The organism is Streptomyces sp. SP17BM10 (genome assembly GCF_036322405.1).
Lineage (GTDB): Bacteria > Actinomycetota > Actinomycetes > Streptomycetales > Streptomycetaceae > Kitasatospora.
Genome location: NZ_JAQYXB010000577.1, coordinates 263,053 through 287,091 on the forward strand (window position 1 = coordinate 263,053; position 24,039 = coordinate 287,091).

Below are 24,039 nucleotides of genomic sequence, written 5' to 3' on the forward strand. Positions count from 1 at the left end.
GCCCGGCCGACGGACCGCACGACCACGCAGCAGCAGGGAGGCGAGCACCCCATGACCAACCCCGCCATACCCGGCGCCGGACCCGCCGGCCGGCGCCCGTGGTGGGCGCTCGCGCCGGCCGCCGTCCTCGCGCTGGTCCTGTGCGCCCTGCTGCTCCCCCGGGACCAGAAGGACCCCGCCGGGCCGGTGAAGGCCGCCCCGGTGGTCACCCCGCTGCCCGCCGCGACCGCCGGCGAGCTGTGCTCCACCGCGCAGAACCGTTACCCCTCGCAGGCCGTGGACTCCGGCCGCTACCTGATCAACCCCAACGAGTGGAACGCCACCGGGGGCCTGTGCATCAGCAGCACCGACGGCGCCACCGGCTTCCGGGTCACCCGCAGCGGCGTCGGCCCGGCCAGCCTGACCGATCCGCTGCGCGGCCCCGGCGCGTACCCGCACATCAGCACCCAGCTCCAGCCGGGCACCGGGCCGCTGCCGATCCCCGTCAGCAACCTGCGCTACGCGACCAGCAGTTGGCACACCACCCAGGTCGACTCCGGCGTCTACAACGCCTCGTACGACATCTGGTACAGCAACAGCCGCACCAGCTGCTCGTTCACCGAGAGCGCCGAGCTGATGATCTGGCTGCGCGGCAACGGCAAGACCCCCTTCGGCGACGAGGCCGGCGAGCTCAAGGCCGGCGGCACCTCCTACCGCGTGTTCCAGGCGCCGAAGACGGGCAGCCACACACTGATCACCTACGAGATGGCCACCAGCACGGCCTCCGTCACCGACCTGGACCTGCGGGCCTTCACCCGCGACGCCGTCCAGCGCGGCTACGTCCCGGCCGGCTCCTACCTGTGCGCCGTCCAGGCCGGCTTCGAGATCTGGGACGGCGGCGCCGGGCTCAGCAGCGACTCGTTCTCCTTCCAGGCCGCCGCCGGGCAGCCCAGCGGCGCGATCACCTCGGCCCTGCCGGGCCTGTGCCTGGACAGCCGGGTCAGCGGCGACCCGGCGGCGGTCGGCGCGGGCACCTGCGACGGCTCCCCGGCCCAGACCTGGACGATGGCGGACGACGGCTCGATCGGCCAGTCCGGCCGCTGCGTCGAGGACCCCGCGATCGGCTTCCCCGTCCTCACGGCGTGCACCTCACGGCCCGACCAGCGCTGGCGGGTGACCCCGACGGGACAGCTCGCGAACCAGGACTCGGGGCGCTGCATCGAGAACCCGGCGAACCCGGCGGCCCCCGCGGGCGCCTCTGCGGGCGGTTCTCCGGGGACGGCGACGGGCGGCTCGGCCCAGGTGCGGATGCGCCCGTGCGACTCCCGCACCGGCCAGGAATGGCACCCCCCGGCCTGAGCAGTTTATCGCACGCCAGCTCGAACAACTGTGCCGCGCGACACTACATGTGGGGCTGCATCGGATTACCGACACTAGATGTATGCTCATCCCTGCTGTCGACGCAGGGGAACCCGGTGCGAGTCCGGGACTGCCCCGCAGCGGTGTGCGGGCGGCTCAACCGAGCCTCTCCCGCGAGTCCGAGTACCTGCCGACGGTGTGCAGAGGCCCTCCCGCAGAGGCCGGCAGCACCAGCACCACCTTCCGGGCCTCGCGGGCGGGCCGGGGCTGACACCGTCGCGCGACGCCGCCATGTGCGCCCGCGCGCGTGCGCCCCTGCCCCGAACGGTCCGGTACTCCGATCACCGCCGCCGATCGCCGCCAGGAGAGAGCGCCTTGACCATCGCTGCCTCAGTTACCCTGCCCGCCCAGGGCACCGGCTCCGCCCCCGCCGACCCCACGGTCTCCGACCCCGGCGGCGCGCTCCTGCGACTCCTCACCGACCGCAGCGCCGATCTCCCCCAGGTGGACCCCGGTCACGTCGCCGCCGCCGCGCTGCGCGGGCGCCACGCCGGCTCGGACTTCGCCGAGCTGCGCGGGCTGGCCGTGGACGCCGCCGCGTCGATGATCGCCGAGGACCCCCAGTACTCGAAGCTGGCCGCCCGCCTGCTCGCGCTGGAGATCGTCGACGAGGCCAGCAGCCAGGGCGCCGTCTCCTTCGCCGCCTCCGTCGCCGTCGGCCACGCCGAGGGCCTCATCGGCGACACCACCGCCGCCTTCGTCACCAAGCACGCCGCCGCCCTCGACGAGCTGATCGACCCCCAGGGCGACGACCGCTTCGAGTACTTCGGCCTGCGCACCGTGCAGTCCCGCTACCTGCTGCGCCACCCGATCACCCGCAAGGTCGTCGAGACCCCGCAGCACTTCCTGCTCCGCGTCGCCTGCGGCCTGGCGGTCGGCGACAGCGAGCAGTCGGTGCGCGAGGTCGCCGAGCTGTACGGCCTGATGAGCCGCCTGGAGTACCTGACCTCCTCGCCGACGCTCTTCAACTCCGGCACCCGCCACCCGCAGATGTCGAGCTGCTACCTGCTCGACTCCCCGCTGGACAACCTCGACTCGATCTACAACCGCTACGCGCAGATCGCCCGGCTGTCCAAGCACGCCGGCGGCATCGGCCTGTCCTACTCGCGCATCCGCTCGCGCGGCAGCCTGATCCGCGGCACCAACGGCAAGTCCAACGGCATCGTCCCGTTCCTGCGCACCCTCGACTCCTCGGTCGCCGCGGTCAACCAGGGCGGCCGCCGCAAGGGCGCGGCCTGCGTCTACCTGGAGACCTGGCACGCGGACATCGAGGAGTTCCTGGAGCTGCGCGACAACACCGGTGAGGAGGCGCGCCGCACCCACAACCTGAACCTGGCGCACTGGATCCCGGACGAGTTCATGCGCCGTGTGAACGCCGACGCCGACTGGTCGCTGTTCTCCCCCGCCGACGTGCCCGAGCTCGTCGACCTGTGGGGCGAGGAGTTCGACGAGGCCTACCGCAAGGCCGAGCAGGCTGGCAAGGCCGTGCGCACCATCCCCGCGCAGACCCTCTACGCCCGCATGATGCGCACCCTCGCGCAGACCGGCAACGGCTGGATGACCTTCAAGGACGCCTCCAACCGCGCCGCCAACCAGACCGCGCTGCCGGGCCGCACGGTGCACTCCTCCAACCTGTGCACCGAGATCCTGGAGGTCACGGACGACTCCGAGACCGCCGTCTGCAACCTCGGCTCGGTCAACCTCGGCGCCCACGTGGCCCCGGGCGCCTCGGCCGACGACCTGCTCGCCGCGATGGACTGGGAGCGGCTGGACGCCACCGTGCGCACCGCCGTCACCTTCCTCGACCGCGTGGTGGACATCAACTTCTACCCGACCCCCGAGGCCGGTGCCTCCAACTCCCGCTGGCGCCCGGTCGGCCTCGGCGTGATGGGCCTGCAGGACGTCTTCTTCCAGCTGCGGATCGACTTCGACTCCGCCGAGGCCGCCCGCCTGTCCACGCTCATCGCCGAGCGCATCATGCTCACCGCCTACGAGCGCTCCGCCGACCTGGCCGAGCGGCTGGGCCGCCACGAGGCCTACGGCGAGACCCGCGCCGCCCGCGGCGAGCTGCACATCGACCACTTCCCGAGCGCCACCCCGCAGTGGGCCGCCCGCTGGGAGGCGCTGCGCTCCCGCATCGCCGTCACCGGCCTGCGCAACTCGCTGCTGCTCGCCATCGCCCCGACCGCGACGATCGCCTCGATCGCCGGCGTGTACGAGTGCATCGAGCCGCAGGTCTCCAACCTGTTCAAGCGCGAGACCCTCTCCGGCGAGTTCCTCCAGGTCAACCCCTACCTGGTGCGCGAGCTCAAGGAGCTCGGCGTCTGGGACGAGCAGACCCGCGACGCCCTGCGCGACGCCAACGGCTCGGTCCAGGACTTCAACTGGCTGCCCACCGAGGTCCGTTCGCTCTACCGCACGGCCTGGGAGCTGCCCCAGCGCGCGCTGATCGACCTGGCCGCGGCCCGCATGCCGTACATCGACCAGAGCCAGTCGCTCAACCTGTTCATGGCCGCGCCGACCATCGGCAAGCTGAGCTCGATGTACGCGTACGCGTGGAAGGTCGGTCTGAAGACCACCTACTACCTGCGCTCGCGCCCGGCGACCCGCATCGCCCAGGCCGCGCCGGGCGCCGCCCGCACCGCCGTTGCCACGCCGATCCCCGTCGCCACTCTTACCCCGGAGCAGGAAGCCGCCCTCGCGTGCTCCCTGGAGAACCCCGAGTCCTGCGAGGCCTGCCAGTAATGCCCCAGTCCGAAGACCGCAAGATGCTGCTCGACCCCGGCTTCGAGCTGACGCTGCGCCCGATGCGCTACCCGTCGTTCTACGACCGGTACCGGGACGCGATCAAGAACACCTGGACGGTGGAGGAGGTGGACCTGCACTCCGACGTCGCCGACCTGGCCAAGCTCAGCGAGGGCGAGCGCCACCTGATCGGCCGCCTGGTCGCCTTCTTCGCGACCGGCGACTCGATCGTCGCGAACAACGTGGTGCTGAGCCTCTACAAGCACATCAACTCCCCGGAGGCGCGCCTGTACCTGTCGCGCCAGCTGTTCGAGGAGGCCGTGCACGTCCAGTTCTACCTGACGCTGCTCGACACCTACCTGCCCGACCCCGAGGACCGCAACGCGGCCTTCGCCGCGGTGGAGAACATCCCCTCCATCCACCAGAAGGCCCAGTTCTGCTTCAAGTACATGAACGCGGTCGACCACATCGACTCGCTGCAGACGAAGGAGGACCGCCGCGCCTTCCTCCTGAACCTGATCTGCTTCGCGGCCTGCGTCGAGGGCCTGTTCTTCTACGGCGCCTTCGCGTACGTGTACTGGTTCCGCTCGCGCGGCCTCCTGCACGGCCTCGCGACCGGCACCAACTGGGTGTTCCGCGACGAGTCCATGCACATGGACTTCGCGATGTCGGTCGTCGACACCGTCCGCGAGGAGGAACCCGACCTCTTCGACGACGAGATGGCCAAGCAGGTCACCGAGATGCTGGAGGAGGCCGTCGCGGCCGAGCTCCAGTTCGCCCAGGACCTGTGCGGTGACGGCCTGGCCGGCATGAACACCGACTCGATGCGCCAGTACCTGGAGGCCGTCGCCGACCAGCGCCTGGCCCGCCTCGGCCTGCCGATCCGGTACGGCTCGACGAACCCGTTCGGCTTCATGGAACTGCAGAACGTCCAGGAGCTGACGAACTTCTTCGAGCGCCGGGTCTCCGCCTACCAGGTCGCCGTCGAGGGCTCGGTCTCCTTCGACGACGAGTTCTGAGCAGTCAGATACGACGGTGGTGCCCCGCACAGGCCTTGGCCGTGCGGGGCACCACCGTCGTCTCAGTCGGCTGGAAACTCCCCGAACTCCCCACCGTGGACCCCGGTGAGGAAGGACGACCACGCCTCCGCCGCGAACAGCGGAGCCGGCCCATCCGGGTCCTTCGAGTCACGAACGGGCACCGCGCCAGTCACGCCGACCGCGATCTCCCCACAGTTGCTTTGCGCGCCCGACCATCACCACCCGCCGGCGCTGAACTCGCCCGCCCCCGCCCGGCGTTCGCGCCGGGCGGGCGCGGGTCGGCCGCGTGCCGCCCGTCCGGATGAACTCCCGGGCCACACCGGTATCACACGCATACACACGACCCGCCTCCGAGTACGGTCCGGCCGACAGCCGAACGAAAGGGGCTCACCGTGACCACGGTGCTGGACTACCGCAGCGACGCGATCGTCCACCTCATGCGCGTGCCGGCGCAGGAGTGCGACGAGCAGTGGCTCAAGGACGCTCTGCAGCGGGCCATCATCCTGGAGCTGGCGACGATCCCGCCCTACGCCGCCGCCCTCTGGTCGGTCAAGGACGGCCAGGAGGAGGTCGCCAAGGCGATCCGCGAGATCATCTTCGACGAGATGTCCCACTTCGGGCTGGTGTGCAACATGCTCACCAGCATCGGCGGGACGCCCAAGGTGACCGGCGCGGCCACCGTCCCGCAGTACCCGGGCCCGCTGCCCGGCGGCGTCCGGCCCGAACTGGAGGTCTACCTCAGCGGGTTGAGCCGGGAGTCGGCCTTCCTGTTCTCGGAGATCGAGAAGCCCGACCACCCGATCGCGCACGCCGAGACCTACACCTCGATCGGCGCCTTCTACGCACGGATCGCCGAGGTCTTCCCCACCTACGCCCATCTGCTCACCGGGCAGCGGCAGATCGAGTTCAAGATGGCCGCGCAGCACGGCGCGGGCAACGACATCGAGCCGATGACCACGATCGACGACGTGCTCCAGGCCATCGCGATCATCAAGGCCCAGGGCGAGGGCACCGACGCCTCCCCGGAGAACCCGTTCCCCGGAAAGCCGGACGAACTCGCCCACTACTACCGCTTCCGCGAGATCTACCACGGTCGCAAGCTGGTCAAGGTCTCCGACTCCGACCATCCGAAGTGGGACTTCCAGGGCGACCCGATCCCGCTGCCCGACCGCGACCCGGCCGCCCGGGTGCCGGCCGGCGGCTGGGCCAACGACCCGGCGAACCGGCCGACTGCGCAGACCGCGGCCAAACTCCAGACCTTCAACGGCCACTACAGCACCATGCTGCGCAAGCTGGAGGAGGCGTGGCAGACCGGGTCGACGACGCCGTTGTTCTCGGCGATCGGCTCCATGGGGTCCATGCGCAACGCCGCCCGGGAGATCCTGGCGATCCCGCTGCCCGACGGCACCGGCGCCACCTACTGTCCGGAGTACCTGTACACCGACCAGGCGTAGCGGTTTCCCCAAGCACGAAGGCCGGTGCGGGAACCGCCCGCACCGGCCTTCAACCACCGAACGGGGTCTACTCGTTCGGCACGGTCGCGTAGCGCGCGGTGCCCTCGGCCATCTGGCGCAGGGCGTCCTTGCGGTCCCGCTTGGACAGCTTGTCGATGTAGAGGAAGCCGTACAGGTGGTCCGTCTCGTGCTGCAGGCAGCGGGCGAAGAAGCCGGTGCCCTCGACGCGGACCGGGTTGCCGTCCTTGTCGACGCCGGTCACCGCGGCGTAGTCGGGCCGCGGCAGCTCGGCGTACGCGGTCGGCACCGACAGGCAGCCCTCGTTGCCGTCGTCCAGCACGCGCTTGCGGTCGGCCGGGTACTCCTCCAGCACCGGGTTGATCACGTGGCCGATGTGGCGCACGCCCTCGTCGTCCGGGCAGTCGTAGACGAAGACCTTCAGGTCCACGCCGATCTGGTTGGCCGCGAGGCCCACGCCCTCGGCCGCGTACATCGACTGGAACATGTCGTCGATCAGGGCCGCCAGCTCGCCGTCGAACGCGGTCACGTCCTTGACCTCGCGGTGCAGGACGGGGTTGCCGACCACGGTGATCGGACGCGCGGTGCCCTTGGTGAGGTCGGGCTCCTCGCCGATCACCTTCACGGGTGCCTCGGGCGCCGTCCCCTCGACGTCGTGCTCGTGCTCGTGGTCGTGCTGCTCCGCCATGTCTTCCGCTTCCATAGGTCTACGCGTACCTCACCAGGGTACTCAGCAGACTTCTTCGAGATCCCGGTAAGCCCGCGTTCCGGGGGCCGCCGCGACCCAGCGGTCCAGCAGCGCGCGCACCAGGTGCGCGGGGGCGGCGATGCCGCACTCGCGCTCCACCAGCCACGACATCCCGGCCGCGCCGCCCTGGCTGAGGTGGCTCAGGTGGCCGGGGTGCGCCGCGTCGCCGTCGTCGTGCGGGTCGTGGTGGGCGGTGTGGCCGTCGTCCGAGGCCATCCGGCTCTCGGAGCAGGCCCGGCACAGCAGCCGCACCGAGGACGTCCAGTCCTCCGCGGCGTAGCCCGCGTCCGCGACCATCCGCTCCAGCGCGTCCCGGTCGCCCGCCGTGGCCGCCTGGAGCAGCACGACGTAGGTCGGCACCGGGGACGGCGCCCACAGCTCGATCTCGTCGAACACCGGGTAGGCGATCCCGTCCGTGACCCGCTCGCCGTGCGGGGCGCCGTCGTGCAGCACCACCTCGCCCCAGCGGCGGCCGGAGGACGGCAGCGGGATGGACAGCACCTCGATGCGGGCCGGGTCCAGCCGCCGGCCCCACACCACCTCGGACTCGCCGTCCGGGGACAGCCGCACCGGCGTCGTCCCGAGGTCCAGGGCGACCGGGCCGTCCTGCTGCGCGCCCGGGCCACCGGGCAGCTTCAGCCCGTAGGCCTGCCAGGCGCGGCGGGCCAGCGGCCAGTCCTGAAGGGCGGTCGCGGTGATGCCGAGGTTCCACCAGTCGGGGGCGCCCTGCTCGCGGTCCAGCAGGGCGACGGCCCGCAGGCCGGCCGAGCGGGCCTGCTCCCAGTCCCGGCGGAACTTGTGCAGCAGGGCGAGGTTGAACCAGGAGTCGGACAGCCACGGCTCCAGGTCGGCGGCCATCACGAGCAGCGCGCCGGCGTCCTCGTAGCGGCCGTCGCCGATCAGCGTGAAGGCACGGTCGGTCGTCTGCCGCCAGGTGGCGGACGGCCGGTGCCGTGCCCGGTGGAAGATCCTCACGTTCGTCCCTGCCGTCGTCGTCCGCTCAAGTCCCGTACCGCCGCTCCCGCATCCGCGACTTCCGGGGGTGCGGGCCCGGTGCCCCGGGTCGGTGTTCCACGCTACGACCGCATCCAACCACGCCCGCCCCCGCGCGCGCTCCCCACCGCCGGGGTCGGGGACGCCCCTACCCAGCCTGCCCGCCCCGCCGCCGCACCTCAACCCCCGGGGGCGCGGAGCCCGCGCCGGGGCCGCACTCCGCTTGCGGCCGCCCCGCCGGACCGGGGGTGCGCCGGGTGTCCGCCCCCGCCCGGCGGCGGTCAGTTCCTGGTCTGGCCCCCGACCCTGGCCAGGGCGTCGACGACCCTGGCGTCGTACACCCGGCCGCGGCCCAGGCGCAGGACCTCCATCGCCTCCAGACGCCCCACCGCCTCGCCGACGCCGCGCCCCCGGGCGGCCGTCAGCAGGTCGTCGTGGGCGTTGGCCACCCGGATGATGCGGGCCGCGAGCGGCACCGAGCCGTCGCCGCCGGCCGGTCCCGGGTAGGGGTCGGCCAGCCGGGCGACCTGCTCGGCGACCTGCCGGGGCACCCCGGTGCGGCTGATCACCTCGCTGCCGAGGCGGGCGATGCGCTGCTGCTCGACGCAGGGCAGCAGGGCGGTGGCGCCGTCGGGCACCGGCTCGACCAGCGACAGCTGGCCGACGTCGTGCATCAGCGCCGCGTACTCCAGCAGGGCGAGTTCGCGGGTGCCGAGCCCCAGCTCGCGGCCGAGCGCGCAGGCCGTGTCGGCGACCCGCCTGGCGTGCCCGTGCGGGGTGTAGCCGGCCACCTCGGTGGCGCGGGCCAGGCTGGCGATGGTCTGCCCGGTGGTGGCGCGGACGGCCGCGGCGCGCCGGAACGACACCTGAGCGAGCAGCAGCGGGGTGCAGAACAGCGGCAGCGCCCACAGCCCGACCTCGCCGGCCGCCAGGCTGACCAGCATCCCGGTGGCGACGATCGCCGAGCCGATGCCGAACAGCGCGTGCAGCTCGTCCTCCAGCGCGGCCGAGAACCGCAGTCCGGCCCTCGGGCCCGCCTTCTGGCCCCGGGCACGGGCCCAGTCGCGGCGCAGCAGGGCCGCGAGGGTGGCGTCGCAGAGCGCGGCCAGGGCGGCGACGGCGGTCAGGAACACGCCGTAGGCGGGGCCCTCGGGCGAGAAGTGGTCGACCAGGCCGCTGTTGTAGAGCGGCTGGAAGACGGCGGCGGCGAACCCGACGCCGAGCAGCCGGCGGGCGGCGCTGTCGCGCCGGACGGGGTCGGCCCAGGGCGGGCGACGGTGCGGGCGCCCCGGGTGGGGCAGGGCGAGGCCGGGCAGCCAGGCGAGCAGCAGGCCGACGCCGGTGACGGCGACGACCTGCAGCGTGCCGTGCGCGGTCGGCAGCCCGCGCAACGGTCCGAGCAGCGCGTACGCGAGCGCGCCGGCCGCGCCGATGGGCGCCTGCTCGCGATCGCCCGGAAGGGTGATCCGGACGCACTCGCCGAGCGCGATCAGCCCGGTGAAGGCGAGCGCGACCCGGGGCTGCTCGACGCCGCGCACCACGACCGCCACGAGCGCCGCGGCCAGCAGCCCGGCCGCCGCCACCCGCACCGCGTACGCCGCCCACCGGCCGTCCCGGGCGCGGCCGCCGCCGCTCACGGCTGCCCGGCCGAGGGGACGCTCGCGCCCTGGGCGGGCACCCGGCCCGGCGCGACCCGCACGGGCTCCGGCACGCCGAGCGGGATGTCCGGGACGGCCCGCAGGCACTCCCCGGTCGGGGCGGGCAGCACCGGCTGCCAGTCGTGGACGGCGAGCGCGCCGATCAGGGCGCGGACCATCACCGGGTCGAACTGGCTGCCCGAGCACCGCTCCAGCTCGGCGACGGCCTCGGACACCGGCCGCCCGCGGCGGTAGGAGCGGGTGGAGGTCATCGAGTCGAAGGCGTCGGCGACGGAGATGATCCGGGCGAACTCGGGGATCTGCTCGCCGGCCAGCCCGCTGGGGTAGCCGCGCCCGTCCATCCGCTCGTGGTGGTGCAGGATCCCGGCGTGCGCCTCGCCGAGGAAGGCGATGCCGCGCACCAGCTCGTACCCGTACACCGGGTGGACCTCGACGGCCCGGCGCTCGGCGTCGCTGAGGGGACCGTTTCTGCGGAGCAGCTCGGTGGCGACGCCGAGCTTGCCGACGTCGTGCAGGATCGCGGCGAAGCGCAGGGTGCGCAGCCGCTCGGCCTCCATCCCGAGCTGACCGGCGATCAGGACGGCGGCCCGGCCCACCCGTTCGCTGTGCCCGCGGGTGTAGGCGTCCTTGATCTCGACGGCCTGCACGAGCGCCTGGACGGTCGCCTGGTGGGCGTCGCGCTCGCGGTGCCCCTGGGCGAACACCCACGCCGAGATCGACAGCGGCAGCAGCGCGAGCAGCGCCGCGAACGCGCCGTACGGGCCCTGCCACAGGACGGCGACCATGAGCCCGCCGGCGGCGTGGACCAGCACCGGCAGCCCGCACACCGTGCACGCCCCGCGCAGCAGGACGTCGGCCCGGCTCCCCTCGCTGAGCATCAGCATGATGCCCACCAGGGCGCCGTTGACCAGGCAGAACGCGATGAGCGCGGCGAGGCCTGGCACCAGCGCGGCCGGGAAGCGGGAGCCGAGGAGCAGTTGCGGGCCGCGCAGCAGGTGGAAGGCGGCCGCGCCGGCGAAGGCGCTCAAGGCGAGCTGGGAGCCGTTCCACAGCTGCCGCTGGCGGTAGTGGCGCCCGCCCGGGCCGCCGAGCAGGGCCGCCGGCACCGCGACGAACGCGGCGGCGGCCGGCGGGAGCATCAGCACGCCGGCGAACAGCACCGGGAAGAACGCGTTCACCCCGGGCCGCACGGGCGCCCGCTCAGCCGGCAGCGGGCGGCGCAGCAGCCGGCGCACCAGCCGCTGGCAGGGGGTGGGCAGGCCCTGGGCGAGCGACTCCCAGCAGCCGTGGAGGAATCCGAGCAGTCCGACCTTGGGCCAGTCGACCGGGGAGCCGAGCCAGCGCGGCACCCCGGGCGGGGACACGGTGGGCAGCAGCGGCAGCAGGCAGCAGAGCGCCACCACCGGAACGGCCACGAGGTACCGCGTCGCCCCCTCCGGCAGGGCCGCGCCTCCACTGTCGCTAGCGATCTCGACCTCCCCGCCGTCCTGGCCCGCTCTCCGCGCTCAGCACGCCGGGCGGACCGGCGGTGAGTGCCCGTCAGGAGGATAGGCCGCTCGTCGGGCGCGGGGACGCATGATCGCGCAATGCCGCAGTTGGCACACCGCCAACTCACTCGAACGAGTGAGGGGCGCACGCGGGCAGCACGGGAGCGGCCCCGGGAGCACACGCTCCCGGGGCCGCTGAACTCCGTGTCCGGACCGTCCGGCCCGCCCTCGCCGGCGGGCCAGGCCGGTTACTCCGCCTGGGCGCCAGCCTCGACCGGCGCACCGGGGCGCACGCCCGGCTGCGGCGCGCCCGCGCCCACCTCGGGGACCGGCCGCGCCGTCTCCGCGTGGATCTCGACCGTGGTCTCGACGGACACCACGACCTGCTCGCCCGAGCGCTGCCCGGAGCGGATCGAGTCGATCCGGGCCAGCACCTTGCTGCGCAGGTCGGCCGGGGTGTCGTCGCAGCCGCAGGAGCGCTTGATCAGCGCCTTGATCGCCTGCTCCAGGCCGTACTGGCGCAGGCACGGCGAGCACTCCTCGAAGTGCTCGCGCAGCTTGGCGCAGTCGCCCTCGGCCATCTCGTTGTCGAGGAATTCGTAGAGGTGGTCGAGGACCTCGCCACACTCGGTGTCGTGCGGATCGCCGCAGCTCATGAGCCCGAGCCCTTCGCTTCCTGCCCTGCCCCGCTGCCGGCCGGGACGAGCCCGCGCTCACGGGCGTAATCCTCCAGCATGCCGCGCAGTTGACGGCGGCCGCGGTGCAGCCGGGACATCACCGTACCGATGGGAGTACCCATGATGTCCGCGATCTCCTTGTACGCAAAGCCTTCGACGTCCGCGAGGTACACGGCGATCCGGAACTCCTCCGGGATGGCCTGGAGGGCGTCCTTCACGTCGCTGTCGGGGAGGTGGTCCAGGGCCTGGGTCTCGGCCGAGCGCAGCCCCGTCGACATGTGCGACTCGGCGCGCGCGAGCTGCCAGTCCTCGATCTCCTCGGCGGCGGTGCGCTGGGGCTCCCGCTGCTTCTTGCGGTACGAGTTGATGAAGGTGTTGGTGAGGATGCGGTACAGCCAGGCCTTGAGGTTCGTGCCCTCGCGGAACTGGTGGAACGAGGCGTACGCCTTGGCGAATGCCTCCTGGAGCAGGTCCTCCGCGTCCGCCGGGTTGCGCGTCATGCGCAGCGCGGCCGAGTACATCGGATCCAGGTAGCCCAGGGCGTCGCGCTCGAAGCGCTCCCGCCGGGCCGCCTCGGTCTCCTCGGCCGACACCCGGAAGGTGTCCTCACCGATCGCCTCGGCCAGCTCCTCACCGGTGAGCGCCTCGCCCTCGGGCCGGCCCTCATCCGGGCCACGGCCGGGTTCGGCCTCGTGCTCGGTCCCGACGACCGGACCCACCTCCTCGGCATGGCGCGCACGGCCCACGGCGGGCCGCCCCGCAATGGAGGATATCGGGCTGACGGGCTTCTCGCCCGCGACAATCCAGTCGGACCAGGCGGGAGCGAACGCCGTGGCGGCCTCGCGCTCCTCCGGCCGCTCCGGGCACGCGATCGAACCCATCTGCCCTGCCTCTCACCGGTTAATCTGCTGACGAGGGTGTCAACCACCCGGCCCCCGCCCGCATTCCCGGCCCCGCGAGGCTTTCACCCCCACGGATGAGCGAGCGGCCAACGAGCGCCGGACGGGCGGGACCGCCCCAGGTCAGCGGCCGGTCCCGCGGTCACAGCAGCCCGAGCACCCAGTCCCCGACCGCCCCGCAGATCAGCTCCAGCACCTCGTCCTGCCCCACCGGCGCCCGCTTCGGCACCTCGAAGCCGTGGCTGCCGTACGGCACCTCCACCAGCGCGTGCCCCCGCGGCAGCTCCGGGAACTCGGCCGGCCCGCCGAACGGGTCCGCGGCGCTCTGCACCACCAGCGTCGGCAGCCCCGACTCCACCAGCTCCTGCGCCCTGCTCTTCTCCGGCTTGCCCGGCGGGTGCAGCGGGAACGCCAGCGCCACCACCCCCACCGCCCCGCTCTCCGCGCCCGTGCGGCACGCCACGCGCGCCCCGGCGCTGCGCCCGCCGACCACCAGCGGCAGCCCCTGCCCGGCCAGCCGCCCCGCCACCGGCCGCCAGCCGAGGTCCAGCGTCCGCGGCGCCGGGCCGAGCTTCTTCCCGGCCACCCGCCACGGCTGCTCCACCAGCGCCACGGTGATCCCGCGCGGCGGCAGCGCCGCGGCCAGCGCGACGAGGTCCCGCGCCTCGATCCCGCCGCCCGCGCCGTGCCCGAGCGCCAGCAGCGCCTTCGGCGCGGCGGCCCGGTGGTAGGTGACCCGGGCGTCCCCGGCCTCGGTGGGCACCAGCTCGGTGGTCGTCACAGCACACTCCGGAAATGGGGTCAGGGATCAGGGATCAGGGGTCAGAACAGCGTGGTCTCGTACTCGACCTCGGTCCACGGCTCCTTGAGCTCCGGGCCGTTGTTGCGGATGCTGCCGACCGCCGGCGACACCGGGACGGCCCGCAGCGCGCCGGGCGGCGGCGGTATCAGCAGCCGGCGCAGCTCGTCGGGGTCGCTCAGCCCCGGGTCCAGCCACTCGTCGAACGAGGACGGGTCGAGGAACAGCGGCATCCGCTCGTGGATCGGCGCGAGCAGTTCCTCCGCGTCCGTCGTCACGATCGTGAACGTCACCAGCCACGCCTCCGGGTGCCCGGCCGGCACCGCCCGGTTGCGCCAGAACTCGTACAGCCCGGCCAGCGCCAGCGGGGCGCCGTCCACCCGGGAGACGAAGAACGGCTTCTTGCGCGGCTTGCCGCGCTCGCCGGGCACCGTCTGCCACTCGTAGTAGCCGTCCACCGGCAGGATGCACCGCCGCGAGGCGAACGCCTGCCGGTAGGAGGGCTTCTCGTGCACGGTGTCCGACCTGGCGTTGATCATCTTCACGGCCGTCCCGGCCGAGTCCGACCACTGCGGCACCAGGCCCCAGCGCAGCACCCGCAGCTGGCGCACCGCGTCCGGCCGCTCCTTCGACATCCGCTCCAGCACCACGAACGCGCTGTTCGTCGGCGCCACGTTCCAGTTCGGCGCGAGGGTCTCCTCCGGATCCCACCACTCGACCCCGAAGAGGTCGACGAGGTCCTCGGGCTTGCTGCTGGAGGCGAAACGACCGCACATGCGGGCCACTTTGCCATGCCGCCCGGTCCCACCACTTCGCCTCTCCCCGTCCGCGGCCCGAAGTGCGCAACCACCGCCTCCCCCGCTCCCGTCCCCGCATGGGAGGCTGCTCCGAACGGCCCAGCACAGCGAACGGAGGCGAGACGACGCCATGACCGCCACCCCGACGACCGGACAGAACCTCGGCGACCTGTGGGACCGGGTGACCGGCGCCCAGCCCGCCCCGCCCGGCTGGCTGGTCCTCGCCACCGGCGCGGTCGCCCTGCTCGCCGTCCTCGCCCGCCCCCTGTGGCACGTCACCCGCAACGCGGTGACCATCGCCCACGAGGGCGGCCACGGCCTCGCCGCCCTCGTCACCGGCCGCAAGCTCGCCGGCATCCGGCTGCACTCCGACACCTCCGGCCTCACCCTCTCCTACGGCCGCCCCACCGGCCCCGGCATGGTCCTCACCGCCGCCGCCGGCTACACCGCCCCCGCCCTGCTCGGCCTCGGCTGCGCCGCCCTGCTCGCCGCCGACCGCATCACGATGCTGCTGTGGCTCGCGATCGTGCTATTGCTCGCCCTGCTGATCCGCATCCGCAACGCCTACGGCCTGTTCACCGTCCTCGTCGCCGGCGGCGCCTTCTTCCTCGTCTCCTGGTTCGGCAGCGCCCAGGTCCAGGCCGGGTTCGCCTACCTCGGCTGCTGGTTCCTCCTGTTCGGCGCCGTCCGCCCGGTCCTGGAGCTCCAGCACCAGCGCCGCACCGGCTGGGCCCGCGACTCCGACGCCGACCAGCTCGCCCGCCTCACCCACGTCCCGGGCCTCGCCTGGGTCACCGTCTTCCTGCTGGTCGCCCTCGCCTCGCTCGCCCTCGGCGCGACCTGGCTGCTCCAGCCGCTGCACTGACCCGGCCCGCCTCGGCGCCCGCCCGTGGAGCGCCACCGCCGTCCGCCATCCGGCCGCAGCGGGGGCCGTTGCGGTACGGCCCCTAAACTGGCCCCCATGACCGAGACCCTGTGGCCCGCCCCCGTCGCGACCACCCCCGTTGACGCCACCGTCACCATCCCCGGCTCCAAGTCGGTCACCAACCGGGCCCTGGTGCTGGCGGCACTGGCCGACGAGCCCGGCTGGGTCCGCCGCCCGCTGCGCAGCCGCGACTCCCAGCTGATGGCCGACGGTCTGCGCGCCCTCGGCGTCGGCATCGAGGAGAAGGTCAACAACGACTCCGGCGGCACCGGCGGCGGCGAGGCCTGGCGCGTCATCCCCGCCCCCGCCCTGCTCGGCCCGGCGTCCATCGACGTCGGCAACGCCGGCACCGTCATGCGCTTCCTGCCGCCGCTCGCCGTCCTCGCCGACGGCCCCGTCCACTTCGACGGAGACCCGCGCAGCTACGAGCGCCCCCAGCACGGCGTGATCAACGCCCTGCGCGCCCTCGGCGCCCGCATCGACGACGAGGGCCGCGGCGCCTTCCCGCTCACCGTGCACGGCACCGGCGCCCTCGACGGCGGCCCGGTCGAGCTCGACGCCTCCTCGTCCTCCCAGTTCGTCTCCGCCCTGCTCCTGTCCGGCGCCCGCTACAACCACGGCGTCGAGGTCCGGCACGTCGGCGGCCCCGTCCCGTCGCTGCCGCACATCCGGATGACGGTCGAGATGCTGCGCCTGGCCGGCGCCCAGGTCGACGCCCCCGAGGACGGCGGTGAGAAGGACGTCTGGCGGGTCACCCCCGGCGCGCTGATCGGCCGCGACCTGGTCGTCGAGCCCGACCTGTCCAACGCCGCGCCGTTCTTCGCCGCCGCCCTCGTCACCGGCGGCCGGGTCACCGTCCGCGACTGGCCCAGGCACACCAGCCAGCCCGGCGACCAGCTGCGCGAGATCTACTCCCGCATGGGCGGAGCCTGCGAGTTCACCGACGAGGGCCTGCAGTTCACCGGCACCGGCCGGATCCACGGCATCGAGGCCGACCTGCACGACGTCGGCGAACTCACCCCGGTGATCGCCGCCGTCGCCGCGCTCGCCGACTCCGAGTCCCACCTCTACGGCATCGCCCACCTGCGCCTGCACGAGACCGACCGGCTCGCCGCGCTCGCCAAGGAGATCAACGACCTCGGCGGCGACGTCACCGAGACCGAGGACGGCCTGCGCATCCGCCCCCGCCCGCTGCGCGGCGGCGTCTTCCACACCTACGAGGACCACCGCCTGGCCACCGCCGCCGCCGTCATCGGCCTGGCCGTGCCCGGCGTCCGGGTGGAGAACGTGGCCACCACCGCCAAGACCCTGCCCGACTTCCCGAACATGTGGACGGACCTGCTGGGCGAAGCGGCGGCGGACGCCTGAGCGGAGACTGAAGCCATGCGCCGCTACGGCAAGGACGCCGACGAGGACGACATCCGCAACCGCCCCGCCCGCCGGGGCTCCCGGCCGCGGACCCGGATCCGGCCCAAGCACGAGGACGCCGCCGAGGCGATGGTGCTGACCGTCGACCGCGGCCGGCTCACCTGTCTGATCGACCCGGGGACCAAGCAGGAACGCCAGGTCCTCGCCATGAAGGCCCGCGAACTGGGCCGCAAGGGCGTCGTCGTCGGCGACGTCGTCAACGTCGTCGGCGACCTCTCCGGGGACGCCGACACCCTCGCCCGCATCGTCCGGGTCGAGGAGCGCACCTCCGTGCTGCGGCGCACCGCGGACGACGACGACCCGTACGAGCGGATCGTCGTCGCCAACGCCGAACAGCTCGCCATCGTCACCGCCCTGGCCGACCCCGAGCCCAGGCCCCGGCTGATCGACCGCTGCCTGGTGGCCGCCTACGACGCGGGCTTGGAGCCCCTGCTCGTGCTCACCAAGGCCGACCTCGCGCCGGCCGGGCCGCTGCTGGAGTCCTACGCCCCGCTCGGCATCGACTACGTCGTCACCCGCCGGGACGAACTGGAGAGCGCGGGCGCCGAGGCCGTGCGCGAGCACCTGCGCGGCCGCTCCACCGTGTTCATCGGCCACTCCGGCGTCGGCAAGACCACCCTGGTCAACGCCCTCGTCCCGGACCGCCAGCGGCAGACGGGCCAGGTGAACGCCGTCACCGGCCGCGGCCGGCACACCACCGTCTCCGCCCTCGCGCTGCGGCTGCCCCCGCCGCCGGGCGCCAAGGCCGGCTCCAAGAAGGCGCTGAACTCGGGCTGGGTGATCGACACCCCGGGCTTCCGCTCCTTCGGCCTCTCCCACATCGACCCGTCCCGGGTCATCCACGCCTTCCCCGACCTGGAGCCCGGCACCGCCGACTGCCCCCGCGCGTGCGGCCACGACGAGCCCGACTGCGCGCTGGACGCCTGGGTCGCCGACGGCCACGCCGAGGCCGCCCGGCTCTACTCGCTGCGCCGCCTGCTGGCCAGCAAGGAGGCCCGCGAGGACGACTGACCCGGCCCGGCCCCGCCGCCTGCGCCTCTCCGGCGGGCCGGTGGCCCGTTCGAGGTGTCGGACCGCGCCGCCCTGGCGATCATAGGAAAGTCGGGCCACAGCGCGGTCCGTCCCGCCGATCGACAGGAAGGGCACGCGATGGCATGGGCCCTGGTGATCCTGGCCGGCCTGCTGGAGACCGGCTTCGCGATCAACCTCAAGCTCAGTGAGGGATTCACCAGGCTCTGGCCCACCATCAGCTTCTGCGTGTTCGCCCTCGGCAGCTTCGGCCTGCTGACCCTCTCGCTCAAGAGCCTGCCGATCGGCCCGGCCTACGCGGTGTGGACCGGCATCGGCGCGGCCGGGACCGCCGTCTACGGCATGGTCTTCCTGGACGAGACGACCTCGGTGCTCAAACTCGTCTCGATCTCCCTGGTGATCGCCGGGGTCGTCGGCCTGCAGCTCAGCGGCACCACGCACTGACCGTCCGGGCCAATCGCGCCCACTCCGTGAGCCCGGCTGTGCCGATCCGGGCGGGCTCGCTAGGGTTTCGGACATGGCCGACTACCACGACGACCTCCGACTCGCCCACGTCCTCGCCGACTCGGCCGACTCGGTCACCCTGGAGCGCTTCCGCGCGCTCGACCTCGCGGTCGAGACCAAGCCCGACCTCACCCCCGTCAGTGACGCCGACAAGGCCGCCGAGGAACTGGTGCGCGGCGTCCTGCAGCGCGCCCGCCCGCGCGACGCCGTCCTCGGCGAGGAGTTCGGCCTGCAGGGCTCCGGCCCGCGCCGCTGGGTGATCGACCCGATCGACGGCACCAAGAACTACATCCGCGGTGTGCCGGTCTGGGCCACCCTGATCGCCCTGCTGGAGGACGGCCCGGACGGCGTCGAGCGCCCGGTGGTCGGCATCGTCTCGGCCCCCGCGATCGGCCGCCGCTGGTGGGCCGCCAAGGACCTCGGCGCCTACGCGGGCCGCAGCCTCGCCAAGGCCTCCCGGATCCACGTCTCCGGCGTCTCGCGCATCGAGGACGCCTCCTTCTCCTACTCCTCGCTGTCCGGCTGGGAGGAGCGCGGGCGCCTCGACCCGTTCCTCGACCTCACCCGGGCCTGCTGGCGCACCCGCGCCTACGGCGACTTCTGGTCCTACATGATGGTCGCCGAGGGGGCCGTGGACATCGCCGCCGAGCCCGAGCTGTCGCTGTGGGACATGGCCGCCAACTGCATCATCGTCGAGGAGGCCGGCGGGCGCTTCACCGGCCTGGACGGCGTCCCCGGCCCGGGCGGCGCGGACGCCGTCGCCAGCAACGGCCTGCTGCACGACGAGACGCTGCGGCGCCTGAGCGTCTGACGCCCCGCCGTTCGGACACGGTCGCGGGCCCCCGACCGGTGGGAGCTGGTCGGGGGCCCGCCGTCTGTCTCCGGCCGGGAGGCCGCGCGCCTACTTCTTGCGCAGCTCCCGGACGGCCGTCTCCAGCCGCTGCCCGTAGTCGGCGTCGGCCTTGCGGAAGTTGTCGATGGCCCGCTCCACGATGTCCTCGCGGTCCTGCGAGACCTTGGCGATGAAGCCGGCCAGGTTCGCGATCAGGCGCTGCTTCTCCTCCTCGGAGTACAGGCGGTAGAGGGTGCCGGCCTGCACGAAGTCGTCGTCCTCGACGTGCGAGGGCGCCGCGTGGTCGCCGGTCGTGCCGGTGACGGCGGTCGGGGCCCACAGCGGGCGGCCGGTCTCGACCGGGCCGCCGAAGCTGTTCGGCTCGTAGTTCTTCTGGCGGCCGTGGCGGCCGTCGTACAGGTGGCCGTCGCGGCTGTTGGTGCGCGCCACGGTGGCGTGCGGGCGGTTCACCGGCAGGTGGTCGGCGTTGATGCCGACGCGGTAGCGGTGGGCGTCCGCGTAGGCGAACAGGCGGCCCTGGAGCATCTTGTCGGGGGAGGGGCCGATGCCGGGCACGAAGTGCGCCGGGGAGAAGATCGACTGCTCGACCTCGGCGAAGACGTTGTCGGGGTTGCGGTTGAGCTCCAGCGTGCCGATCTCGACCGGCGGGTAGTCCGCGTGCGGCCACACCTTGGTCAGGTCGAAGGGGTTGAAGCGGTAGTTCGCCGCGTCGGCCGCCGGCATGATCTGGACCTGGACGGTCCAGGTCGGGAACTCGCCGCGCTCGATGGCCTCGCGCAGGTCGCGCTGGTGGCTGTCCGGGTCCTCGCCGGCGAGGCGGTTGGCCTCGTCCTGGGTGAGGTTGCGGATGCCCTGGTCGGTCTTGAAGTGGTACTTGACCCAGAAGTGCTCGCCGGCCTCGTTCTGCCACTGGTAGGTGTGCGAGCCGTAACCGTTGAGGTGGCGGTAGGAGGCCGGGATGCCCCGGTCGCCGAACAGCCAGGTCACCTGGTGGGTCGACTCGGGCGACAGGCCCCAGAAGTCCCAGACGTTGTCCGCCTCCTGCGAGCCGGTGTACGGGTCGCGCTTCTGGGTGTGGATGAAGTCGGGGAACTTGATCGCGTCCTTGATGAAGAACACGGGGGTGTTGTTGCCGACGAGGTCGTAGTTGCCCTCCTCGGTGTAGAACTTCAGCGCGAAGCCGCGCGGGTCGCGCACCGCGTCGGCGGAGCCGAGGTTGCCCGCCACGGTGGAGAAGCGCAGGAAGACCTCGGTCTGCTTGCCGATCTCAGAGAGGAAGCCGGCCCTGGTGTAGGGCGTCACGTCGGCCGTCACCGTGAAGGTGCCGTAGGCCGCGGCGCCGCGGGCGTGCACCACGCGCTCCGGGATGCGCTCGCGGTTGAAGTGCGCGAGCTTCTCGAACAGCAGCTGGTCCTGGATGAGCGCCGGGCCGCCGACACCCGCCGTCTCGGTGTTCTGGTTGTCGGCGACGGGGGCGCCCGCCTCCGTGGTGAGGGTGGGGCGCAGCTCGTCCTGGGTCGTCATGAGAGAAGCCTCCGCGTGATCCGGTCGTGAGGACTCGATCCTAACTTGGACTTTGTCTAAGTCAACACTGGCACCAATCTCAGAGCGTGACCTACTCTGGTGCGCATGAGCGACCTGCTGGAACGACTTCGCGGACGTGGGTGGCGCCTGACCTCGCAGCGCCGGGTCGTGGCCGAGGTCCTCGACGGCGAACACGTGCACCTCACCGCCGAGGAGGTGCACGCCCGCGCTGCGCGGCTCCTGCCCGAGATCAGCCGCGCGACCGTCTACAACACGCTCGGCGAACTCGTCGCCCTCGGCGAGGTCCGGGAGGTCGCCACCGACGGCCGCGCCAAGCGCTACGACCCCAACGCCCGCCACGCCCACCAGCACCTGGTCTGCTCGGGCTGCGGCGCGATCCGCGACGTCCACCCCCACGGCGACCTTCTCGCCGCCCTGCCCGCCACCGAGCGCTTCGGGTTCGTCCTGTCCGGCGCCGAGATCACCTACCGCGGGCTGTGTCCGGACTGTACGGGCGCGCCGGACCGTACGGGCGCGCCGAGCCGCTAGGCCACGCCCGTCCGCCCCTGCGACGCACCGCGCCGGCGCACCGCACGCGGCCCTGTCACGCGCTCAGCTCCGCGTGCAGCGCCCCGAGCAGGCGCCCCGCCCGCTCCGCCACCTCGGCCGGCCCGTAGTCGGCCGCCCGGCGGCACCAGTTCTCCGCCTGCACCGGCTCCCCCCGCCGCAGCGCCAGCAGCGCCAGGCGCAGCGCCGCCCGCCCGTGCCCGGCGTCCGCCGCGCGGGTGTACCAGAGCATCGCCTCGGCCTCGCTGTCCTGCCGGGCCAGCAGCAGCCCCAGGTTGAACGCCGCGCTGCGGCTCCCGGCCTCCGCCGCCCGCCGGTACCAGCTCTCGGCGATCTCCAGCGCGCCGCGGTCGGCCGCCCGCACGCCCATGCGCACCTGCGCCCGGCGGTGCCCGGCGTCCGCCGCCACCGCGTACCAGTGCTCGGCGTCCGCGTCCGCGTCGCCCCGCCGGTCCAGCACCGACGCCAGGCGGAACGCCCCCTCGGCCGAACCGCCCGCCGCCGCCTGCCGGTAGCGCTCCAGCGCGCCCGCCAGGTTGCCGCGCTGCTCCTGGGCAACCGCGAGCTGCAGCGCCGCCTCGCCGTGCCCCTCGGCCGCGGCCCGCGCGTACCACTCCTGCGCCTGCTGGTGCTCGCCGCGCCCGGCGTGCAGCACGCCGAGGTTGAACGCGCCGTCGACGCTGCCCGCCTCCGCCGCCTTGGAGAACCAGGGCTCGGCGCCGGACTCGTCACCGCGCTGGAGCAGCACCACGGCCAGCGCGTTGCAGGCCTCCCGGTGCCCGGCGTACGCGGCCCGGCGGTACCACTGCTCGGCCTGCTGCTCGCGACCGGTGCCCGCGCACAGCAACCCGAGGTTGAAGGCGCCGTTGTGGTCGCCCGCGTCCAGGGCGGTGCGGTACCAGTGCTCGGCCTCCTTGGCCTCGCCGCGGCTCGCGTGCAGCGCGCCGAGCGCGTTGGCGGCGTTGCCGTCCCCGGCCTCCGCGGCCTCCCGCCACCACTCGGCGGCGGTCGCGACGTCCCCGGAGTCACGCAGCAGGAAGCCGAGCGCGCACGCGGCCCGCGGCTCGCCGTTCTGCGCGGACTGCCGGTACCAGCGGGCGGCCTCGTCCAGCAGCGCCTGGTCGGACCCGGCGCGCTCCTCCAGCAGCACGCCGAGGCGCAGCGCCGCCCGGGCGTGGCTGCGAGCGGCGGCGGTGCGGTACCAGGTCTCGGCGGTGTCCTTGTCGCCGGCGGCCTCGCGCATCCGGGCCAGCCGGTAGGCGGCCTCGCGGTGGCCGGCGTCGGCGGACACCTTGAACCAGCGCTCGGCGCGGACGTCGCGCCGGTGCTCCATCAGGTCGCCGAGCGCGTAGGCGCCGAGCGGGTGTCCGTGGTCGGCGGCGAAGTGCAGCCAGTACTCGGCGGCCTCCTCCTCGCCCTGGTCGCGCAGCTGGAGCCCGAGCGCGTGCGCGGCGGGGGCGCTGCCGGCGACGGCGGCCTGGCGCCACCACTGGGCGGCCTCGGCGCGGTGGCCCTGCTGGTGCAGCAGGACGCCCAGGTTGTTGGAGGCGGCGCGCACCCCGGCCGCGGCGGCGGCGCGCAGGTACGGCTCGGCGTCCTCCAGTTCGCCGCGGCGCAGCAGCAGCGTGCCGAGCCGGGAGGCGGCGTCCGGGTCGCCCTCCTCGGCGGCGCGGCGGTGCCGGGCCTCCAGCGCGGCCTGCTCGCGGGCGGCCAGCGCGGTCTCGAAGCTGGTGGTGTCCAGGCCCTCCGGGTCGAGGGCGCCGCCCTGGGCGCCGCCGGAGCCGTCCGCGCACTCGCCGTACGGCCCGACGGCGGAGGCGAACTGACGGGCGGGCACGTGAACGAGGCTGTCGGGGCCGGAGCCGGCCGCGCGGCGCTCGGCGAGGCCGCCGGTGCGCTGGGCGGGCAGGGCGCCGGGGCGGCTCTCGGGGCTCTGTGCCCAGGCGTCGGTGTCCGCCTCGGTGGCGGCCGCGGACCTGGCACCGGGCCCGTTCTTGCCGATCAGCCTCATCCGGACTCCCGCTCCCCCAGAGTGTCGCGGCATCCTCGCCCAGCCACCGGCCGGGGGGTCCTCCAGGGGAAGCACCGGACCCGACGGCTGGTCAGCAGCCGTGCACCGTCCCCCATGTGTCCCATCGTCGCACCACCCGCAACCCGCGTACACCTGCCCCGGCCGAATTCGGGCGGGGCTGCCCCGAAGCCGACGAAATTGCTTCGACGCTTTGTCGATTTCCCGACACTTCAACCCCACAAACCCGGTGCCGTCATCGTTGGCGACGGTCGATAGTACCGGAGCGGTTCCCGCCGCTTCCGGGCGGAAACGCCAGAGGCCCGGAGGACGAATCCTCCGGGCCTCTGTCACTACTGAGTAGCGGGGACAGGATTTGAACCTGCGACCTCTGGGTTATGAGCCCAGCGAGCTACCGAGCTGCTCCACCCCGCGTCGGTGACTCAACAGTAGCACGGACGCGGGGCGGAACCGAAATCGGTTGCCGC

The 24,039-nt window shown here is 73.5% G+C and carries 18 protein-coding genes, 1 tRNA gene, 3 pseudogenes and 1 riboswitch; of the genes and pseudogenes, 10 read left to right on the plus strand and 12 right to left on the minus strand.

Annotated features, from left to right (window positions below; genetic code table 11):
• The first annotated feature begins 51 nt into the window (after positions 1-51).
• The 3 genes from PUR71_RS18155 (at position 52) to PUR71_RS18165 (ending at position 5,162) form a co-directional block, all read left to right on the plus strand.
• On the plus strand, positions 52-1,338 hold the full coding sequence (locus PUR71_RS18155) for a GH12 family glycosyl hydrolase domain-containing protein (protein WP_329928051.1): 1,287 nt from the start codon (positions 52-54) through the stop codon (positions 1,336-1,338).
• A gap of 78 nt (positions 1,339-1,416) precedes the next feature.
• A riboswitch (cobalamin riboswitch) is annotated at positions 1,417-1,547 on the plus strand.
• Positions 1,548-1,713: 166 nt separating this feature from the next.
• Positions 1,714-4,143, plus strand: coding sequence for a ribonucleoside-diphosphate reductase subunit alpha (locus tag PUR71_RS18160; RefSeq protein WP_443077473.1), 2,430 nt, complete (start codon positions 1,714-1,716; stop codon positions 4,141-4,143).
• Positions 4,143-5,162, plus strand: coding sequence for a ribonucleotide-diphosphate reductase subunit beta (locus PUR71_RS18165; RefSeq protein WP_329928052.1), 1,020 nt, complete (start codon positions 4,143-4,145; stop codon positions 5,160-5,162). The genes PUR71_RS18160 and PUR71_RS18165 overlap by 1 nt, the downstream gene beginning before the upstream one ends.
• A gap of 62 nt (positions 5,163-5,224) precedes the next feature.
• On the opposite strand, the pseudogene PUR71_RS18170 reads toward PUR71_RS18165, so the two are convergent.
• A pseudogene (locus PUR71_RS18170) lies at positions 5,225-5,383 on the minus strand (DUF397 domain-containing protein); the annotation flags it as partial.
• 192 nt (positions 5,384-5,575) lie between these two features.
• Here PUR71_RS18170 and PUR71_RS18175 point away from each other — a divergent pair.
• Complete coding sequence (locus PUR71_RS18175; protein ID WP_329928054.1) at positions 5,576-6,637, plus strand: ferritin-like domain-containing protein; 1,062 nt, start codon at positions 5,576-5,578, stop codon at positions 6,635-6,637.
• 67 nt (positions 6,638-6,704) lie between these two features.
• Here the strand turns inward: PUR71_RS18175 and def are convergent.
• From def to PUR71_RS18215, 8 genes and pseudogenes are all read right to left on the minus strand, one after another.
• Positions 6,705-7,244, minus strand: a pseudogene (gene def, locus PUR71_RS18180) (peptide deformylase); the annotation flags it as partial.
• A gap of 141 nt (positions 7,245-7,385) precedes the next feature.
• Positions 7,386-8,378, minus strand: coding sequence for a tetratricopeptide repeat protein (locus tag PUR71_RS18185; protein ID WP_329928055.1), 993 nt, complete (start codon positions 8,376-8,378; stop codon positions 7,386-7,388).
• Positions 8,379-8,677: 299 nt separating this feature from the next.
• Complete coding sequence (locus PUR71_RS18190) at positions 8,678-10,033, minus strand: HD-GYP domain-containing protein (protein ID WP_329928056.1); 1,356 nt, start codon at positions 10,031-10,033, stop codon at positions 8,678-8,680.
• On the minus strand, positions 10,030-11,469 hold the full coding sequence (locus PUR71_RS18195) for an HD-GYP domain-containing protein (RefSeq protein WP_329928057.1): 1,440 nt from the start codon (positions 11,467-11,469) through the stop codon (positions 10,030-10,032). Before PUR71_RS18195 ends, PUR71_RS18190 begins: the two co-directional genes overlap by 4 nt.
• A gap of 434 nt (positions 11,470-11,903) precedes the next feature.
• Positions 11,904-12,197, minus strand: a pseudogene (rsrA, locus tag PUR71_RS18200) (mycothiol system anti-sigma-R factor); the annotation flags it as partial.
• Complete coding sequence (locus PUR71_RS18205; RefSeq protein WP_329928158.1) at positions 12,194-12,937, minus strand: sigma-70 family RNA polymerase sigma factor; 744 nt, start codon at positions 12,935-12,937, stop codon at positions 12,194-12,196. The gene PUR71_RS18205 and the pseudogene rsrA, both read right to left, overlap by 4 nt.
• A gap of 322 nt (positions 12,938-13,259) precedes the next feature.
• Positions 13,260-13,898, minus strand: a complete 639-nt coding sequence (locus PUR71_RS18210; RefSeq protein WP_329928059.1) for an alpha/beta hydrolase family protein — start codon at positions 13,896-13,898, stop codon at positions 13,260-13,262.
• 41 nt (positions 13,899-13,939) lie between these two features.
• Positions 13,940-14,692, minus strand: coding sequence for an SOS response-associated peptidase (locus tag PUR71_RS18215; protein WP_329928060.1), 753 nt, complete (start codon positions 14,690-14,692; stop codon positions 13,940-13,942).
• 151 nt (positions 14,693-14,843) lie between these two features.
• Between PUR71_RS18215 and PUR71_RS18220 the strand changes: the two genes are divergently transcribed.
• The 5 genes from PUR71_RS18220 (at position 14,844) to hisN (ending at position 19,410) form a co-directional block, all read left to right on the plus strand.
• Positions 14,844-15,578 carry a M50 family metallopeptidase gene (locus tag PUR71_RS18220; RefSeq protein ID WP_329928061.1) on the plus strand — a complete coding sequence of 245 codons (735 nt, stop codon included), beginning with the start codon at positions 14,844-14,846 and terminating at the stop codon, positions 15,576-15,578.
• A gap of 96 nt (positions 15,579-15,674) precedes the next feature.
• On the plus strand, positions 15,675-17,006 hold the full coding sequence (gene aroA, locus PUR71_RS18225) for a 3-phosphoshikimate 1-carboxyvinyltransferase (protein WP_329928062.1): 1,332 nt from the start codon (positions 15,675-15,677) through the stop codon (positions 17,004-17,006).
• 15 nt (positions 17,007-17,021) lie between these two features.
• Positions 17,022-18,077: a ribosome small subunit-dependent GTPase A gene (gene rsgA, locus PUR71_RS18230; RefSeq protein ID WP_329928063.1), complete on the plus strand. Its 1,056-nt coding sequence runs from the start codon at positions 17,022-17,024 to the stop codon at positions 18,075-18,077.
• Between the two features lie 138 nt (positions 18,078-18,215).
• Complete coding sequence (locus tag PUR71_RS18235) at positions 18,216-18,539, plus strand: DMT family transporter (RefSeq protein WP_329928064.1); 324 nt, start codon at positions 18,216-18,218, stop codon at positions 18,537-18,539.
• A 73-nt stretch (positions 18,540-18,612) separates the two neighbouring features.
• Positions 18,613-19,410, plus strand: coding sequence for a histidinol-phosphatase (gene hisN / locus PUR71_RS18240; protein ID WP_329928065.1), 798 nt, complete (start codon positions 18,613-18,615; stop codon positions 19,408-19,410).
• Between the two features lie 90 nt (positions 19,411-19,500).
• On the opposite strand, the gene PUR71_RS18245 is transcribed toward hisN, so the two are convergent.
• Entirely contained in the window at positions 19,501-20,976 is a 1,476-nt protein-coding gene (locus tag PUR71_RS18245; RefSeq protein ID WP_329928066.1) for a catalase, read from the minus strand.
• Positions 20,977-21,081: 105 nt separating this feature from the next.
• On the opposite strand from PUR71_RS18245, the gene PUR71_RS18250 reads away from it, so the two are divergent.
• The gene (locus PUR71_RS18250; RefSeq protein ID WP_329928067.1) at positions 21,082-21,525 is read left to right on the plus strand and encodes a Fur family transcriptional regulator; all 444 of its coding nucleotides are present in this window, start codon (positions 21,082-21,084) and stop codon (positions 21,523-21,525) included.
• 55 nt (positions 21,526-21,580) lie between these two features.
• On the opposite strand, the gene PUR71_RS18255 is transcribed toward PUR71_RS18250, so the two are convergent.
• Positions 21,581-23,554 carry a tetratricopeptide repeat protein gene (locus PUR71_RS18255; protein ID WP_329928068.1) on the minus strand — a complete coding sequence of 658 codons (1,974 nt, stop codon included), beginning with the start codon at positions 23,552-23,554 and terminating at the stop codon, positions 21,581-21,583.
• A 358-nt stretch (positions 23,555-23,912) separates the two neighbouring features.
• A tRNA-Met gene (locus PUR71_RS18260) sits at positions 23,913-23,986 on the minus strand.
• Between the last annotated feature and the right edge of the window lie 53 nt (positions 23,987-24,039).

Coding starts and splice junctions, on each gene's coding strand:
- PUR71_RS18155 (WP_329928051.1), top strand. CDS start 52: ATGACCAACCCCGCCATACCCGGCGCCGGACCCGCCGGCCGGCGCCCG.
- PUR71_RS18255 (WP_329928068.1), bottom strand. CDS start 23,554: ATGAGGCTGATCGGCAAGAACGGGCCCGGTGCCAGGTCCGCGGCCGCC.
- PUR71_RS18250 (WP_329928067.1), top strand. CDS start 21,082: ATGAGCGACCTGCTGGAACGACTTCGCGGACGTGGGTGGCGCCTGACC.
- PUR71_RS18215 (WP_329928060.1), bottom strand. CDS start 14,692: ATGTGCGGTCGTTTCGCCTCCAGCAGCAAGCCCGAGGACCTCGTCGAC.
- PUR71_RS18235 (WP_329928064.1), top strand. CDS start 18,216: ATGGCATGGGCCCTGGTGATCCTGGCCGGCCTGCTGGAGACCGGCTTC.
- PUR71_RS18220 (WP_329928061.1), top strand. CDS start 14,844: ATGACCGCCACCCCGACGACCGGACAGAACCTCGGCGACCTGTGGGAC.
- aroA (WP_329928062.1), top strand. CDS start 15,675: ATGACCGAGACCCTGTGGCCCGCCCCCGTCGCGACCACCCCCGTTGAC.
- PUR71_RS18165 (WP_329928052.1), top strand. CDS start 4,143: ATGCCCCAGTCCGAAGACCGCAAGATGCTGCTCGACCCCGGCTTCGAG.
- hisN (WP_329928065.1), top strand. CDS start 18,613: ATGGCCGACTACCACGACGACCTCCGACTCGCCCACGTCCTCGCCGAC.
- rsgA (WP_329928063.1), top strand. CDS start 17,022: ATGCGCCGCTACGGCAAGGACGCCGACGAGGACGACATCCGCAACCGC.
- PUR71_RS18245 (WP_329928066.1), bottom strand. CDS start 20,976: ATGACGACCCAGGACGAGCTGCGCCCCACCCTCACCACGGAGGCGGGC.